The following is a 15,625-nucleotide window of genomic DNA, read 5'->3' on the forward strand; positions in this document are numbered from 1 at the left end:
CCAACACATTGGAAACCAAGGTATGATTGGTAAAAAAATTCTCCATTACAACATTGTCAAAAAGCTCGGCGAGGGCGGGATGGGCGTGGTGTATCTTGCCGAAGACACCCGGCTCGATCGACAAGTTGCCATCAAATTTCTGCCCGGTCACATCGCTACGGATACAGAAGCTCGGCAGCGATTCGAAATTGAGGCAAAAGCGGCGGCATCGCTGAATCATCCGAATATCGCCAACGATCCACGCTATCGAACATGCAGAAGAAGATGTGTTTATTTTGTCATGGAATACATCGACGGGCAGGCCGACGCCAAATGCATGAGATTGCCGGACTGGAACGGCTGCCCGGATCGAACGGCTGGAACTGATATCGCCATCCAGATTGCCAAAGGGTTGCAGGCAGCACGATGAAAAAGGGATTGTTCATCGCGATATCAAATCCGGCAATATCATGGTCACCGCTGACCGGCAGGTGCAAATTGATGGATTTCGGCATCGCGAAAGTTGGCACGCAGCAAAACTCACCCAGGTCGGCATCGACACTGGGCACGCCCGCATATATGTCGCCGGAACAGGCGCAGGGCGAACCGGTGGATCAGCGCAGCGATTTGTGGTCGCTGGGCGTTGTGCTGTACGAACTACTTATCGGCGAAATGCCGTTTGCAGGCGATTTCAGCGCAGGCGGTTATTTACGCGATTCTCAACGAAACATTCGCGAGCCGGTCGATCAAAAACGGGCGGATGTGCCCCGGCGATTGCTGCAAATCTGTCCAGCGCAATTGAAAAGAAATGCTCCAAAAAATCCGGAAAACCGCTATGCCAGCGCATCGATTGCTGGGCGAATTGCAACGTGCGGATCGGCAGGTGGATAGTATTTCCCGCTCTCAATGGATTCCATCCGCCGAAAAACCGGAAAAAATCGACCATCAACAAACAGGCGATTATCAGCACGCTTTTTATTTTTCCGTGTTTATTATCGCTGTGGTTTTATGGTCCCGCTTTACCGGACGAACGTCCGACCTGCCAGATTATGCCCAACAGCTCAATTCCATTGCTGTGTTGCCGTTCGACGATCTCAGCCCGGAACAGGATCAGGAATATTTTTGCGCGACAGCCGACCGAGGCGAAATTTTCACCAAACTTGCGCGATTGGGCGAACTGAAAGTGATTGCCCGGACATCCGTAATGCGCTATCGCAACAAAATTGTCTCCGAAAAAGCATTCGGGAAATTGGGGAGGAACTGGATGTGTCTACCGTGCTGGAAGGCAGCATTCGCAAACATGAGGATAACATCCGCGTGACCGCGCAGTTGATCCGCACGAATGACGAGTCGCATATCTGGGCGGAATCGTATGACAAAAACTCGATGATGTGTTTGACACTGCAGGATGATGTTGCCAAATCCATTGCAGAAGCCTTGCATGTGCAACTATCACCGAAAGCCATCGCCGCCATCGAGGAAAATAGCAAAAACAGGATACGCGCCTATACGAACTCGTGAAGCGCGGTAACCACATGCTTTTCGCAGGAAAAGAAACAGAGAAAAGGCACTCGAATTTTATAAAACAACACTGGCAACCGATTCAACTTATGCACCGGCATCATCGGCATTACTATGCGCTGGCATCACAAATGGGTGTTTAGCGGATTCCGGGACAGGGGTGCGCATCGCCGCAAGCTTGACTGGGCGGAAAAATCTATCCGGCTGGCGCCGGACAATCCCGATGCGCTCGCGGTTTTGGCGCATTCCTATCTGACTTCCGGCGTGAGCATTGATTCAACATACGCAGTGCTTTCAACAAGCGCTGGACGCAAACCGAACAGCGAGGCGTTGCGCTGGAAGCTGCCGGATTTTTCTACATCAGCAGAATTGGTTTGTGGGACGCGGGGCTCAACTAATCGCCAAAAGCAGCCATTGATCCATTCGGGATGTAATATTTTCACCATCGCTGCGGCAATGTGCAATTATATCGACATTGGCGATGAACAACTACGGACGTTCGCTGGTGCTCAAAGGCGATTACGACGCTTGAGCAAAGTATTGTGGGAAGTGGTGTCCATTTACGAAACGCTTCTGGCGGTATTAACCGCGACGCGACCGGCGGCGGATAGCCAATCTCGGTCGCGCTGCACTCGCAAAAAAGATTTTCGGCGGGCTGAGGAATTGGCAAAAAAGCGGTGCCGATGTTTACGTTCTGGTTGGCGATGCGCATCGCGGTGCTCAGCTATCCGGAAAATGAATTGGCGAAGCTGAAAAGGACGAAACCGGTTTATTTGCTGCAGATATGCCGGACGAGGCAGGTGATTGCGCTTCGCGAAAGCAGCATTCGGCGAATCCAACGAAGAGTGCTGTATCAATATCAAACACCGATTCCGCGTTGCTGCGGCAGATGAATCGCCCGGCAGCGATGATCAACAACTTTTCGGCGGATACAGCAGTTTTCGGTGGAATAATTTCGAATTTTTTGACGATCAACATTCAGCGTTTAATTCCATAATTTACAGGAGCTTGATTGATGAAAATCGACTTGATCACCATTTTGACGAATGACGCGCCAAAACTCAGCAAATTTTACCGTGATGTGCTCGGTTTTTCCGTGGCGCAAAATACCGGAAAATATGTGGAATTGGCCAACGAATCCGTGCGATTTGCCATTTGCGAACGCCCGATAATGACGCAGGCAACCGGACACAAATCCTATCGCGAAAAGCCCGCCGGACAGTCGTTTGAGTTGGCATTTGTGCTGGATTCCCCGGCGGCGGTGGACGCCAAATATGATGAAATTATCGCCAACGGCGCAACGCCGGTAAAAGCGCCAGCAACCATGCCGTGGGGCATGCACACCGCGTTTTTCGCCGATCCGGACGGGAATATTCACGAGCTGTTTTGTCATCCGCAGGCGGAAAAATAATGTTGCTCTATCAGGAAATTGTGCCGGACAAGCGGCTGGCAAATCACATTTTATCCTATTGGAAATTCGAATATCACCCGGATTCATCCGACGGAAAACCGCCGGAAATGCTCGATCACACAGTGTTGCCGGACGGTTGTGTGTCGCTGGTATTTCATTATAATCAATATGTTAAGCAACGATTTTCTGTGCTGTTCAGGCGCGGATGCAGAATTATAACACACAGATGTATCCCGGCAGCGTGTTTGTGGGTGTGCGGTTTTTTCCCGGCGTTGTGGATGCACTGTTCGGTATCAGCGGCGCGGCGTTGCGCGATCAATCCATCGATGCGAGCACGATTTGCAGCAACCTCAATTTGGGCAAATTGCTGGAATGCATCTGCAAAAATTTCGACCAATACGAGCTGTTCGACGAAGAATTGCTGCCATTCATCACCAAATTTGCCGGAAAACCGGACGAGCGGATTACCCGCGCCGTTTCGCTGATTGTCGCGGCAAACGGCAACATCAAAATGGCGGATATCGCCGGAAAAGTGCACCTCAGTGAGCGGCAGTTGCAGCGCATTTTCCGCGAAAAAGTGGGGCTGACGCCCAAAGAATTTGCACGGATTCGCCGCATCCGCACATCGCTGATCAAGATGGTGCTGGAAAACCGGGATTTGCAGGAGGTTATTCACAACGCGGGATATTTCGATCAGGCTCATTTTATCCGCGATTTCGGCGCAATTGCCGGCACCAATCCCACTTTGTTTAAAAAAATACATTTCGCAAATCGATCATCGCAACATTTCACCGCCCGATGCACAGCGTTGATGTTGTCGTTTTTTACAATCATTTCTCGCCCGGAAAAGCTATTTTTTTTTACAAATAAAATTTAAGGAGACAGATATGCCTGCTACTGATATTTCATGCCTCAAATCGCTGTTTTTCATTAGCTTAACAATGTCGTTATTTCTGTGTGCAAGCGTCGTTTCTGCACAGGAAGGGCCGTCCGAAAAACATGTGGCGGCAATGAAAAGCTCGATTTTTGATCGGGAAATGGAAAGGAATTGGCTGGCAAATGACGCCGCAAGGCGCCAAAGAAGATGCGATGGTCGAAGAAAATATCCGCCGAAACTGGACGGTTTGGTGCTGATGGTGGAAGGTGTCGGTAAACGAACGGACCCCGAAACCGGGAAAGAAATGATTGTGCACAATGCGCTCGGTCTGATGTCGTATGATCCGCATGGCGGCGGTTACAAAATGCAATCGCATTTATCGAACGGGCGATCCACCACCGCCGATGCCAAATTCAACGATGATGGCTCATTTGTCTGGTGGTTCAAAACGCCGCAGGGCACCATTCGCTATACGATCAAACTGAACAGCGCCGATCAATGGCACGAAATCGGGGAGTTTTCCGCAGACGGCGAGAACTGGCGCCAATTTTTGAGATGACGCTGGATCGCGTGGAAACAGAGTAATCCGTTTTGGAGCAATTTGCGGATTGAAAAGCATTCTTTTCATTGAACAAATTGATGGATTCTGCTCAAATGAAAAACGTATTTGCCCTTTGCGAACTTCGCGACTTTGCGGCAATCGTTAAATGGCCAATTGTCCAAAAAGAAAACCCTCTCACAATTTCTCGCGAGTGGGTTTAATCTATATAAATGATATTAGTTGAAGCCTTAAGCAATCAATTCCGCTTTTTGATTCACAGCCAGAAATTCGTTCCAGTTGCGGCGGTTGCGCTGTTCCCAGTTGCGCTGATGGTAGCCGTAACTCGCCAGCAGCGGGAAGGATAGCGTCAATTCAGTGAACACCATTTGCTCATACGCGGTGTCCACTTTGCCCCAGGAGCAAGCTTCTTTCAGGGTGGAACCGGAGAGTGCGCCATCGCGCTCATCCGCAACGGTGAGCTGCACGGCGTATTTGTGCATTTCCACATCGTGACCGAGAATTTCCGCGCAAACGACGGTATCCTGCACAAAGTTTTTGGGCACGCCGCCCGCCAGCATCAACAATCCGGTGGTGCCGGCTTCGATTTTAATGTCCGTCAGTTCGCGAAAATCTTTTACGGAATCGATGGAAACGTGCGTATCAGGATTTTCCACCTGATGCACAACCAACCCGAATCCGGCGCTGCAATCGGAAAAAGCCGGCACAAAAATCGGCACGCCAAGCTCGTACGCTGTGCGCACGATGGAGCCTTCCCCAAGATTGTTTTCCACCAGATATTTGCCCATTTCCACAATAAATTCGCGGGAAGAATAGGCTTTCGGCGGCAGCGTGTTCGCGATTTTACGAATGGTATCGTCGCATTCTTTCAGCTCTTCTTCGTCGATGTAAGTATCATAAATACGATCGATAGCCAGTTTTCGCAGTTTCTGGTCATCGACAAACTGGGTGCCCACATAATGGCGATAGCCCAGCGCTTCAAAAAAATCCTGATCAACAATATTCGCGCCGGTGGAAACGATAACATCCACCATTTTGTTGCGCAACATATCCACAATTGCTGTTTTTAAACCCGCGCTGATCAATGAACCGGCCAGGGTTAAAATGACAGTACAGTCTTTATCGCCCAACATCATATCGTAAATTTTAGATGCCCGCGCCAAATTGCGGGACTGAAACGCCATTTTTTCATACTGATCGATGATCGGCGTGGCATCGAACGCTTTAATGTCAATATGTTCGATTGTCTGTTGCAGATAATCTTGTTTTTTCACTTCCGGTTCCTCTGTTTTGTACATAGTGGATGTTTCGGCGACAAAATCGGCGCCGTCATCCGCATTCAATCTTGTTGCGTGTTAAACCGCGGTAACCAATCCGTTGTTGATGGTGTGGATGCCGTTCGCCGGTCCACTCAATGCCTCCGAGCGGGGAAAATCGTGCCCGCGCATGATGACATTTACCGTTGGTTTTTGCGATTCGAACACATCTATCAGGTATTTTTCAGCGAAAGTGTAGTCGAAAGGTTTGCAGGAAAACAGGTCAACAAAGCAGTATTCTTTGTCCTGAAATGTGTGAATCGAAATATGGCTTTCCGCAATCACCACAAAGCCGGTAATCCCTTTGTCTTCCGGAACCAGACCGGAATATTTGAACACATACGGCTGGGTGATTTTGGTCATCCCGATCATATCGGGCAAATTGTTCAGTACGTCAAAAACTAAATCATAATCGTTCAATTTTGCAGGATTGCAATAATTGAGGTCAAGCGTTAAGTGGGGTCCGAATGCATCGATTTTTGCCATCTCATAAATCCTCCCAATTTGGATTTTAGAATAAATGAATTAGATACAACTTTGCTGCACAGCAAATCAGTAATTTGTAGATATTCACTGCACAACATTCTCAAATGGCGCGCCAATATACATCGTCAAAAATCAACAATGCAATAAAAAAATTTCTTTTTTTAAAACTATTGTTTAATATATTAAACAATAGGCGCACTACAATTAACATGTTGTTTTAATGGAATTTAGCCAGGATAATTACCATAAAATGACTGACTGTCATTTATAAAAATATACCGGAAAAGCATATTTTAAGATTGTTTTTTCGACGCTCTGGATTATAATATTTCCATTTGAATTGGCCAAATTGGCCTATTACACAATACCCATCGATTCCGGCGTGACAAAGTAAAAAATAAATTTATATTGTTACGCTTTTCCCAAAACAAACTTTCTTCAAGCTATTGCGTGATTTAGAGACATTTCAATTTAGGCATTGCATTGGGTATTTTTATCCGGATTTCGGCTGTATGAGCCAAATTTTTCAAAATCCGGGTTGCGTTTTCCCGGAAATTCCATTTATTTCGGAACTGGTGATTTAACCGTTTGGTGATGCGATCGACATCATTTTTAGATTAGAAAATTGAGGAAAAAAACATGCAAATTGGTGATTACGATGTGCAACTGCTCAACACCGGATTGTTCCGACTGGATGGCGGCGCGATGTTTGGCGTAGTGCCCAAAGCGTTGTGGGGCAAACAAAAACCGCCGGATGAGCATAACCGCATCCACATGTGCACCAATGCGCTGCTGTTGCGCGGCAACGGGAAAACCATTTTGGTGGATACCGGCATCGGCGAGCACAACCCGGCCAAATTTTGCCAGATTTATGCGGTGGATACCGCCGTGCACAACCTTCCGCAATGCCTGGCAAATCACGGCGTTGCGCCGGCGGATGTGACCGATGTGATCCTCACCCATCTGCATTTCGACCACGCCGGCGGGGCCACTATTCCAAATGAAAACGGCACATTTCGTCCGGCATTTCCGAACGCGGCATATCATGTGCAACAACGCCATTACGAATGGTCCGTTGAAGCATCAGAAAAAGATCGCGCCAGTTTTCTTGAAGAAAACATCGTGCCGCTGGTGCAAACAGAACAGCTGAATTTGCTGAAAAGCAGCAGCGAAATTTTTCCGGGAATTGAATTGTTGTTATCGGACGGACATACAATGGCGCAGCAAATGCTGCTGATTCACAGCGATGAACAACCGCTGTTTTTTCCGGCGGATCTGATTCCCACTTCCGCCCATGTTCCGGTGCCGTGGGTGATGGCTTACGATTTGTTTCCGCTGATCACCATCGAAGAAAAAAAGCAATATTTGAATCGCGCGGCGAGCGAAAACTGGCTGGTGGTTTTCGAGCACGATCCGCTGCTGCCCTGCGCAACCGTGACGCGAACGGCGCGCGGCTACAGCATCGGCGATGCGGTTTCGCTGTAAATGTGCGGATCCATCGCGGTCAGCATTTTGTGCATGTCCACGCTTTCCCCCAAAAACACGCGGATGCGCTTTAACTGCGCCACCGGCGATGCCAGCAGTTCTCCCCGGTTCAGAAACAGGTGCTCCATATTCGGTTGTTTGACCAGCCAATTTTTGATTCGCGCGGATCGTAAATGAACCGAATTGGCGATCATCCGGGCGCTGGCCGCTGGCGTCCGGCTGCCCTGCTCAACCAACAATTCGCTGTGATACCGGATCAATTCATCAATCGATTTTTCCAAATAAATCACCCGATACCGGAACAACGGATCGAGCGAACCCAACAACGTGTAATCGATCAGAATCGCTTTCCCGTTGGACTGATTTAGCCAAACGCTCTTTTTGGGGAAATTATCCGCAACGGCTGAACGGGGCGTTGCGAGGTCAATCACCGCGTCTGGCGGTGTGTCGTACTTCGGCAATCCACCGACGCTTAACACGTTTAATAACAATCGCTTACCACTATCTGGCATTCCGGAAACTACGGTAATCATCGGCTCATCCTGTTTTCGTAACCATTTGAGAATTCGCAACATGCAAACGCGTACGAGTATCCTGCATTCGTATTTGCAGGGATTCCATTTTACCGGCGCTTCGAAAAGGGAAACGCTGCCAGCGCCTGCACCGGAATTCATCCGGAAACATAAAAACTGCGGCTGGCGCAAAACATATAGTTGTGATGAAAGTAGATTGGGCGCTCCGCTCACCCACCCTTTTTTTCCCAAACCCAAAAAACGTGACAGTTTCTATTGAAATCTGCCGGCAAAATATAATACATTTATCGACGGTACAAAGCGATTTTGAATCTGATTTTTTTTACAAAAATATTGTGACGCAACAGTTACACGTTAGTGTTGATAATCCGATGACTGTTCAACAAAAGGATGAATACGATGCCATACGTATCCGTAAATTTTAGCAAAATGTCGCTGAAAGCGCCGGAAAACTGGCTGTTTGGTCAGGTGAAAACGGAAATTTGGGCACGCTCCGAAGCCCGGATCGGCGTGCTGCGCATCCGCAAAATTGACGATGCCGCACCCGACAAAACCGTTGCCGAACTGGAGGAAAATCTGCGTCAATTTATTAATGCGGCAGATTTGCAAACCGTTTTCGATGTGCGAAAACCGGTAACCAGCGATTACGTTTTTGGCGGTTACAGCTATTTTTCGAGTGCGCAACATAAAGATCTGTTTATTCGCGGCTGGTATTTGCAACGCAACAATTGCCTGATTTTAGGAGCGTATGCCTGCCCGAAATCTCAATATCAGTCGGAAACAGCCGTTCGCGAATGCCAGGAAAGCCAGCGAATCATGCTTACGGTTCAGCCGGAAAGCTGATTCTTTTTTTTGCCCGAGACAGCTCTATTTTTGAACGTTTGCGCAACATTCGTGTTTGACACTCCGTAACAAGCAAGAGTGTCAAATATTGTGAGGTGCGCGTACATGTTCTTAAAAACGTTACTTTTTTTAGCGATGTGTTTTGGCATCGCAGCCAGCCAGACAGATGTGGAAAAACGCATCTACAAACCATTGCCGGTCAATCCGCATGCGCCGGAAATCGATGGTAAACTCACCGATGCAATCTGGCAAAAAACACCGCGGGATAAAGGATTCCTGCAAACCAGCCCCAACGAAGGCAAACCTGCCAGCCAACCCACCGAATTCATGATTGCTTACGACGCCAAAAATCTGTATGTCGCGATCGTTTCGCTGGATTCCGTTCCGGAAAAAATAGTGGACAGCATCACCCGGCGGGATCAGGCCGGGGAATCCGATCGAGTGTTGATTTTACTGGACAGCTTTTTCGACAAACGAACCGCATTCTATTTTGGCGTGAACGCCGCCGGCGTAAAAATGGACGGCGTGATGACCGAGGACGGCGATTACGACGACATGAACTGGGACCCGATTTGGGAAGTCGGCACCCGGCGCATTCCCGAAGGTTGGGTTGCGGAAATGCGTATTCCGCTCAGCCAGTTGCGCTTTGCGGATCGCGAGGAACACACCTGGGGCTTGCAAGTTGCCCGCTATTTTTATCGCAATAATGAATGGTCGATGTGGCAATTTTACCCCTCGTCCGTTGGCGGATTTGTCAGCTATTTTGGCGAAATGCAGGGAATGACCGGACTGGAAACGCCCCGGCAAATTGAGTTGCTGCCCTATTCGCTCAGCCAGTTCAGCTTTTTTCCGGATGATCCGGACGACCCGTTTCTGGACGGACGCGATGGCAAAATTGCCGGCGGGCTGGATGGCAAAATCGGCATCACCAGCGATTTAACGCTCAATTTTACCGTCAACCCGGATTTCGGGCAGGTGGAAGCCGATCCCTCCGAAGTGAACCTCTCCGCTTTCGAAACATTTTTTCAGGAAAAACGACCGTTTTTTATCGAAGGCAGCAATATTTTTACGTACACCCTCGGTTTTGGCGATGGCTCGGATTCCCGCGAATCGCTGTTTTATTCCCGCCGGTTGGGACGACAACCGCAGTACGAACCGGATCTCGGGGATAACGAATACATGCAAATGCCCGACAACACGTCGATTATTGCCGCAGCAAAAGTTACCGGCAAAACCCACAACGGGCTTTCGATTGGCGTACTGAACGCATTTACCGCACGGGAACGCGCAGCAATCGAGTTGAACGGCGTTCGCCGGAAAGAAATTGTGGAGCCTGCAACCAACTATTTCGTCGGACGGTTGCAGAAAGATTTTTCCGAAGGCAACACGTCGATCGGCGGCATCGCGACTGCAACCAATCGCGATATTTCCAGCGAAAACCTCCGCTTTTTGAACACAGCCGCATACACCGGCGGTTTCGATGTGCGCCACAATTGGCACAACAAAGATTATTGGATAAGCCTGAAAACCGCATTCAGCCGCATCGAAGGCGATCCGGAAGCGTTGATTGAAGCGCAAACATCCTCGCGGCGCTATTTCCAGCGCCCGGACGCGCCGCACCTCACGCTGGATTCCACCCGCACATCGCTGGACGGACATGCCGGCGCGTTTGGCATCGGCAGATCCAACGGTCATATTCAGGGAATGCTGGGCGGCACCTGGCGCTCACCCGGATTCGAAATTAACGATTTGGGATACATGCGCTCCGCGGACCGCATTTTGCAATTTTCGTGGCTGTCCTATCGCGAGTGGAACCCGCAGTGGATTTTCCGGGAATACCGCATCAACCTCAACCAGTGGACCGGCTGGAATTTTGACGGCGAACAAACGTTCCGCGGCATGAATGTAAACGGCGGCGGCCGTTTTGCGAACAACTGGCAATTTTGGGGCGGAACGGAATTGGAAGCCAGCGGACTGGATGCCAGCGGATTGCGGGGCGGCCCGATGCTGCGCTATCAGGGCGCGATTTACAGTTGGTGGAGCATCGATTCGGACGATACAAAACCGTTTCAATTTGAAATTGGCGGATTCAACAGCTTTAAAGATGACGACGTTTCCCGATCACGCGAATTTTATGGTGGGGTTCAGTGGCGACCGGCAAAATCGATGTCGCTATCGTTGCAACCGTTTTTCAACATCAACAAACGTGATTTGCAATATGTTGAAACCACTGAATTTAGCAACGCAGATCGCTATATTTTCGCGCGAATCGATCAGAAAACAACCGGTGTCATTGTCCGGTTGAATTACAGCATCACGCCAACATTATCGTTCCAATATTACGGCCAGCCGTTTGTTTCCGCAGGAAAATACAGCCATTACAAACGCATCACCGATTCACGGGCGGAACGATACGAAGATCGATTTGAAAACATCGATGACGAAATTTCCAAAAATGATGATGAAGTTTTGATCGACGAAGATGCCGACGGCAACAGCGATTATTCGTTCGAAATTCCCGATTTCAATTTTCAGGAATTTCGCTCGAATTTAGTGGTTCGATGGGAATTTCGCCCCGGCTCCACAATGTATTTTGTGTGGGCGCAACAGCGCGACGATTCATTTAACAATGGCAATTTTAATTTCCGGCGCAACGTGGACAGCCTGTTCGGTATCGATCCAGAAAATATTTTTCTGTTGAAATTCAATTACTGGTTCTCGCTGTAATCTTTTGGACGTTTTCGCAACAGAGTCACGGAGGAGCACAGAGTTTTTTTATAAACGAATTAAAAAAATAGTTTCAGAAAAAAAAGCTATTATCATTAAAAACAAATATTTACCAAAGAATGCTTTACCCTTAACTTCTCTGTGATTCTCTGTGTCTCTGTGGCAAAAAATTTTGGCGCACAGCATCTGTCATTCACGATAAAATGACATTCGGTTCTCCCAGCGTTAAAAATACCCGTTTGGAACGCTCACTCTAAACGCATACCCTCTCTTCCGAAAAACAATTTTCCGTCAGCACATTTCTGTGTTATCTTTTAAACTGTTCACAAATGAATACAAATACAGAAAACGAAACGGAAACAATTCATGGAAAAAGTGCTGATTCTCGATTTTGGTTCGCAATATACCCAACTGATCGCCCGCAAAACCCGCGAACTGGGCGTGTTTTCGGAAATCCATCCGTTCAATTATTCAATTGATGACATTCGCGCGGATGCACATATTAAAGCGATCATCTTTTCCGGCGGTCCGTCCAGCGTTTACGCGGATGGCGCACCGCACGCAAACAACGCTATTTTTGAACTTGGCGTGCCGGTTTTGGGCATTTGCTACGGTTTGCAGCACATCGCGTATTCGATGAAAGGCGCGGTAGACCCGGCGCACAAACGGGAATTCGGCCGCGCGAAACTGCACATCGACGGCGATAATCCGCTGTTTGCGGGTATCGCATCGCCAACGCAGGTGTGGATGAGCCATGGCGATCACCTCACCAAATTGCCGGAAGGTTTTTCTGCCATCGCCAAAACGGACAATTCGCCGATCTGCGCCATCGAAAATCGTGATCGGCATATTTACGGCATCCAGTTTCACCCGGAAGTGCACCACACCGAAGCCGGCAAACAAATGCTGCACAATTTTTTGTTCAACATTTGCGATTTTGCAGGGGATTGGTCGCCGCAATCGTTCATCGAAATGGCGATCCGGCAGATTCGCGAAACCGTTGGCGCAGATCGCGTTTTACTGGGACTTAGCGGCGGAGTAGATTCCAGCGTTTTGGCGGCGTTGCTGCATCGCGCCATCGGTGATCAGCTTACCAGCGTTTTTGTGGATACCGGGTTATTGCGGGCAAACGAGGTGGAAGAAGTAAGTTATACTTTCAGGGAAAATTTAGCGCTAAATTTGACCGTTGTCACGGCTGGGCCGGTTTTCCTCGATAAGTTACGCGACGTAATTGATCCGGAGAAAAAACGCAAGTTGATCGGCCAAACATTCATCGATGTATTTGAAGCAGAAGCCCGCAAAGCCGGCGAATTTCGTTTTTTGGCTCAAGGCACCCTCTACCCGGACGTCATTGAAAGCGTTTCATTCAAAGGACCGTCCGCAACTATCAAATCCCATCACAACGTTGGCGGATTGCCGGAACGGCTGAACTTCGAATTGTTAGAGCCGTTTCGCGAATTATTTAAAGATGAAGTGCGCCAGGTTGGACGCGAACTGGGTGTTCCGGAGAACATAATCGGACGTCATCCCTTCCCCGGACCGGGTTTGGCGGTAAGAATTATTGGAAAAATTACCGAGACAGATTTAGAGATTTTACAAAAAGCCGATAAGATATTCATTGACGCTTTGAAAGCGGCAAATTTATATGATGAAATATGGCAAGCTTTTGCAGTTTTGCTGCCGATACAAACAGTAGGTGTGATGGGCGATGAACGGACATACGAAAACGTGCTCGCCCTGCGTGCCGTAACCAGCACAGACGGGATGACGGCCGATTGGTACCCGTTGCCTTACGATTTTCTGGCGGATGTGTCGAACAAAATTATCAACGAGGTGAAAGGCATCAATCGAGTGGTTTACGATGTCAGCTCCAAACCGCCGGCAACCATCGAGTGGGAATAAACAGCGATTAAAAATCAAGGGTCGAAAATAAGAAAATATTCATAAACAGTTTGCCCACGGACAGGGCAACAGAACCAGTTGAGTTCACTAAGGAGGATAAGATTTTATGTGTGGAATCGTCGGTTATATTGGTAAACGTGATGCGTACCCGGTGCTTATCGGGGGATTAAAACGATTGGAATATCGTGGCTACGATTCTTCCGGCGTGGCATTGTTGAAAGAAGGTAAAATTGATGTCAAAAAGCAGGTTGGGAAAATAGCGGCGCTGGAAAAATCCGTCAACGGTACGCCGATGACCGGAAATGTCGGCATCGCGCACACCCGTTGGGCAACCCACGGTGTTCCGAATCAAACCAATGCTCACCCGCACAGCGATTCTTACGGCGATATCGTGCTGGTTCACAACGGCATTGTGGAAAATTATGCAACCCTGCGAAAAATGATGATCGAAAAAGGTCACACTTTCCGCACCGAAACTGATACCGAAATTATTGCTCACCTCATCGAAGAAATTTACAAACAAGGTGATTCGTCATTTGAGGAAGCCTTCCGCGCTGCACTGCTGGAGCTGGACGGCACTTATGGTCTGGCTGTCATTTCCCGTCACGAGCCGGATAAATTATACGTTGCGCGAATGGGCAGCCCGCTGGTGCTGGGTATCGGCGAAGGCGAATATTATGTGGCTTCCGATGCGTCGGCAATTATCGCGCACACCCGCGACGTCATGTATCTGGAAGATGGCGAGTTCGCAATCATCAGCAAAGATGGCTATGTCACCAAAACCATTCAGAACGAAATCATCAAAAAGAAAATTGAACGGGTTGAATTCGATCTCGAACGTATCGAAAAAGCCGGTTACGATCATTTCATGCTCAAAGAAATTTATGAGCAGCCCCGCACCGTTGCCGACTGCATGCGCGGACGATTGATCGAAGAAGACGGCGTTTCGCACCTCGGCGGATTGAGCCAGATTATGCACAACGTGATGCGCGCCCGCAAAATTTTTGTGACCGCTTGCGGCACATCCTATCACGCCGGTTTGATTGGCGAATACATGATTGAAGAATATTGCCGCATTCCGGTGGAAGTGGAATATGCTTCCGAATTCCGCTATCGCGATCCCATTATTGATGATGATAACCTGGTTATCGCCATCAGCCAATCCGGCGAAACAGCCGACACGCTGGCTGCCCTCCGCGAAGCCAAACGCAAAGGCGCAACGGTAATGGGTTTGGTTAATGTGGTTGGTTCATCCATTGCCCGCGAAACACAGGGCGGCACCTATATTCACGCCGGACCGGAAATCGGCGTGGCTTCCACAAAAGCGTTCACATCGCAGGTTACGGCACTGGCATTGCTGAACGTGATGATCGCCAGAACCAAAACCATGTCCGCCGAAACCGGTCGCCGCATCGTTCAGGAAATGAAGGCATTGCCGGAAAAAGTGGAAAAAGCGCTGCAATGCGACGCGCTGATTCAAAAAATCGCCAAAGAATTTAAAGATCGCCCGAACTTCCTTTATCTGGGTCGTGGATACAACTTCCCGGTTGCGCTGGAAGGTGCTCTCAAACTGAAAGAAATTTCCTACATTCACGCTGAAGGCTATCCGGCTGCGGAAATGAAACACGGACCGATCGCGTTGATCGACGAAGAAATGCCGGTTGTAGTCATCGCCACAAAAGATAGCACTTACGAAAAAATTATCAGCAATATTGAAGAAGTGAAAGCCCGGAAAGGCCGTGTCATTGCGGTAGTTTCGGAAGGCGACACAACGCTGGAAAACATGGTGGATTACACGATTCCCATTCCCACCACCTTCAACTTCCTGCAGCCGATCATCTCGATTGTGCCGCTGCAATTGCTGGCATATCACATCGCCGTTATGCGCGGCTGCAATGTGGACATGCCCCGGAATCTGGCAAAAAGCGTTACTGTCGAATAGTAATTTTTATTCTCGTCAGAGAAACCTCCCACAAAAAAAGCGCC

Annotated in this window: 16 protein-coding genes; 13 read left to right on the plus strand and 3 right to left on the minus strand. The window is 48.8% G+C overall.

Annotated elements, in window-relative coordinates; all coding sequences use genetic code 11:
- Positions 1–22: 22 nt before the first annotated feature.
- From H6629_07470 to H6629_07505, 8 genes are all read left to right on the plus strand, one after another.
- Positions 23–409 carry a protein kinase gene (locus H6629_07470; GenBank protein MCB9067632.1) on the plus strand — a complete coding sequence of 129 codons (387 nt, stop codon included), beginning with the start codon at positions 23–25 and terminating at the stop codon, positions 407–409.
- On the plus strand, positions 406–870 hold the full coding sequence (locus tag H6629_07475; protein ID MCB9067633.1) for a protein kinase: 465 nt from the start codon (positions 406–408) through the stop codon (positions 868–870). Before H6629_07470 ends, H6629_07475 begins: the two co-directional genes overlap by 4 nt.
- Positions 815–1,300, plus strand: coding sequence for a hypothetical protein (locus H6629_07480; GenBank protein ID MCB9067634.1), 486 nt, complete (start codon positions 815–817; stop codon positions 1,298–1,300). Before H6629_07475 ends, H6629_07480 begins: the two co-directional genes overlap by 56 nt.
- Positions 1,246–1,500: a hypothetical protein gene (locus tag H6629_07485; GenBank protein MCB9067635.1), complete on the plus strand. Its 255-nt coding sequence runs from the start codon at positions 1,246–1,248 to the stop codon at positions 1,498–1,500. The genes H6629_07480 and H6629_07485 overlap by 55 nt, the downstream gene beginning before the upstream one ends.
- Before the next feature lie 114 nt (positions 1,501–1,614).
- Complete coding sequence (locus H6629_07490) at positions 1,615–2,253, plus strand: hypothetical protein (protein MCB9067636.1); 639 nt, start codon at positions 1,615–1,617, stop codon at positions 2,251–2,253.
- 262 nt (positions 2,254–2,515) lie between these two features.
- A complete protein-coding gene (locus tag H6629_07495; protein MCB9067637.1) occupies positions 2,516–2,911 on the plus strand; it encodes a VOC family protein in 396 nt (131 codons plus the stop codon).
- Positions 2,912–3,116: 205 nt separating this feature from the next.
- Positions 3,117–3,788, plus strand: a complete 672-nt coding sequence (locus H6629_07500; GenBank protein MCB9067638.1) for a helix-turn-helix transcriptional regulator — start codon at positions 3,117–3,119, stop codon at positions 3,786–3,788.
- A 10-nt stretch (positions 3,789–3,798) separates the two neighbouring features.
- Complete coding sequence (locus H6629_07505; GenBank protein ID MCB9067639.1) at positions 3,799–4,347, plus strand: hypothetical protein; 549 nt, start codon at positions 3,799–3,801, stop codon at positions 4,345–4,347.
- A 230-nt stretch (positions 4,348–4,577) separates the two neighbouring features.
- On the opposite strand, the gene H6629_07510 is transcribed toward H6629_07505, so the two are convergent.
- Positions 4,578–5,645: a deoxyhypusine synthase gene (locus tag H6629_07510; GenBank protein MCB9067640.1), complete on the minus strand. Its 1,068-nt coding sequence runs from the start codon at positions 5,643–5,645 to the stop codon at positions 4,578–4,580.
- Between the two features lie 57 nt (positions 5,646–5,702).
- Positions 5,703–6,149 (minus strand): S-adenosylmethionine decarboxylase, encoded by a 447-nt coding sequence (locus tag H6629_07515; GenBank protein ID MCB9067641.1) that lies wholly within the window; start codon positions 6,147–6,149, stop codon positions 5,703–5,705.
- A 639-nt stretch (positions 6,150–6,788) separates the two neighbouring features.
- On the opposite strand from H6629_07515, the gene H6629_07520 reads away from it, so the two are divergent.
- A complete protein-coding gene (locus H6629_07520) occupies positions 6,789–7,634 on the plus strand; it encodes an MBL fold metallo-hydrolase (GenBank protein MCB9067642.1) in 846 nt (281 codons plus the stop codon).
- On the opposite strand, the gene H6629_07525 is transcribed toward H6629_07520, so the two are convergent.
- Positions 7,604–8,308, minus strand: a complete 705-nt coding sequence (locus H6629_07525; GenBank protein MCB9067643.1) for a hypothetical protein — start codon at positions 8,306–8,308, stop codon at positions 7,604–7,606. The two genes, H6629_07520 and H6629_07525, sit on opposite strands and share 31 nt — an antisense overlap.
- 258 nt (positions 8,309–8,566) lie before the next feature.
- Between H6629_07525 and H6629_07530 the strand changes: the two genes are divergently transcribed.
- The 4 genes from H6629_07530 to glmS all read left to right on the plus strand — a co-directional run bounded on the left by H6629_07530 (position 8,567) and on the right by glmS (position 15,581).
- A complete protein-coding gene (locus H6629_07530; GenBank protein ID MCB9067644.1) occupies positions 8,567–9,010 on the plus strand; it encodes a hypothetical protein in 444 nt (147 codons plus the stop codon).
- A gap of 105 nt (positions 9,011–9,115) precedes the next feature.
- Positions 9,116–11,737, plus strand: a complete 2,622-nt coding sequence (locus H6629_07535; GenBank protein ID MCB9067645.1) for a carbohydrate binding family 9 domain-containing protein — start codon at positions 9,116–9,118, stop codon at positions 11,735–11,737.
- Between the two features lie 366 nt (positions 11,738–12,103).
- Positions 12,104–13,639: a glutamine-hydrolyzing GMP synthase gene (gene guaA, locus H6629_07540; GenBank protein MCB9067646.1), complete on the plus strand. Its 1,536-nt coding sequence runs from the start codon at positions 12,104–12,106 to the stop codon at positions 13,637–13,639.
- A 106-nt stretch (positions 13,640–13,745) separates the two neighbouring features.
- Positions 13,746–15,581 (plus strand): glutamine--fructose-6-phosphate transaminase (isomerizing), encoded by a 1,836-nt coding sequence (gene glmS, locus H6629_07545; GenBank protein MCB9067647.1) that lies wholly within the window; start codon positions 13,746–13,748, stop codon positions 15,579–15,581.
- Positions 15,582–15,625: the final 44 nt, after the last annotated feature.

This window comes from Calditrichia bacterium (assembly GCA_020634975.1).
In the GTDB taxonomy this organism is placed as follows: domain Bacteria; phylum Calditrichota; class Calditrichia; order RBG-13-44-9; family J075; genus JACKAQ01.

What these genes read in the sequence shown, in the direction of transcription:
- H6629_07470 (MCB9067632.1), top strand. Translation starts at nt 23, where the DNA reads ATGATTGGTAAAAAAATTCTCCATTACAACATTGTCAAAAAGCTCGGC.
- H6629_07475 (MCB9067633.1), top strand. Translation starts at nt 406, where the DNA reads ATGAAAAAGGGATTGTTCATCGCGATATCAAATCCGGCAATATCATGG.
- H6629_07480 (MCB9067634.1), top strand. Translation starts at nt 815, where the DNA reads ATGCCAGCGCATCGATTGCTGGGCGAATTGCAACGTGCGGATCGGCAG.
- H6629_07490 (MCB9067636.1), top strand. Translation starts at nt 1,615, where the DNA reads ATGCGCTGGCATCACAAATGGGTGTTTAGCGGATTCCGGGACAGGGGT.
- H6629_07495 (MCB9067637.1), top strand. Translation starts at nt 2,516, where the DNA reads ATGAAAATCGACTTGATCACCATTTTGACGAATGACGCGCCAAAACTC.
- H6629_07500 (MCB9067638.1), top strand. Translation starts at nt 3,117, where the DNA reads ATGCAGAATTATAACACACAGATGTATCCCGGCAGCGTGTTTGTGGGT.
- H6629_07505 (MCB9067639.1), top strand. Translation starts at nt 3,799, where the DNA reads ATGCCTGCTACTGATATTTCATGCCTCAAATCGCTGTTTTTCATTAGC.
- H6629_07510 (MCB9067640.1), bottom strand. Translation starts at nt 5,645, where the DNA reads ATGTACAAAACAGAGGAACCGGAAGTGAAAAAACAAGATTATCTGCAA.
- H6629_07515 (MCB9067641.1), bottom strand. Translation starts at nt 6,149, where the DNA reads ATGGCAAAAATCGATGCATTCGGACCCCACTTAACGCTTGACCTCAAT.
- H6629_07520 (MCB9067642.1), top strand. Translation starts at nt 6,789, where the DNA reads ATGCAAATTGGTGATTACGATGTGCAACTGCTCAACACCGGATTGTTC.
- H6629_07525 (MCB9067643.1), bottom strand. Translation starts at nt 8,308, where the DNA reads ATGAATTCCGGTGCAGGCGCTGGCAGCGTTTCCCTTTTCGAAGCGCCG.
- H6629_07530 (MCB9067644.1), top strand. Translation starts at nt 8,567, where the DNA reads ATGCCATACGTATCCGTAAATTTTAGCAAAATGTCGCTGAAAGCGCCG.
- H6629_07535 (MCB9067645.1), top strand. Translation starts at nt 9,116, where the DNA reads ATGTTCTTAAAAACGTTACTTTTTTTAGCGATGTGTTTTGGCATCGCA.
- guaA (MCB9067646.1), top strand. Translation starts at nt 12,104, where the DNA reads ATGGAAAAAGTGCTGATTCTCGATTTTGGTTCGCAATATACCCAACTG.
- glmS (MCB9067647.1), top strand. Translation starts at nt 13,746, where the DNA reads ATGTGTGGAATCGTCGGTTATATTGGTAAACGTGATGCGTACCCGGTG.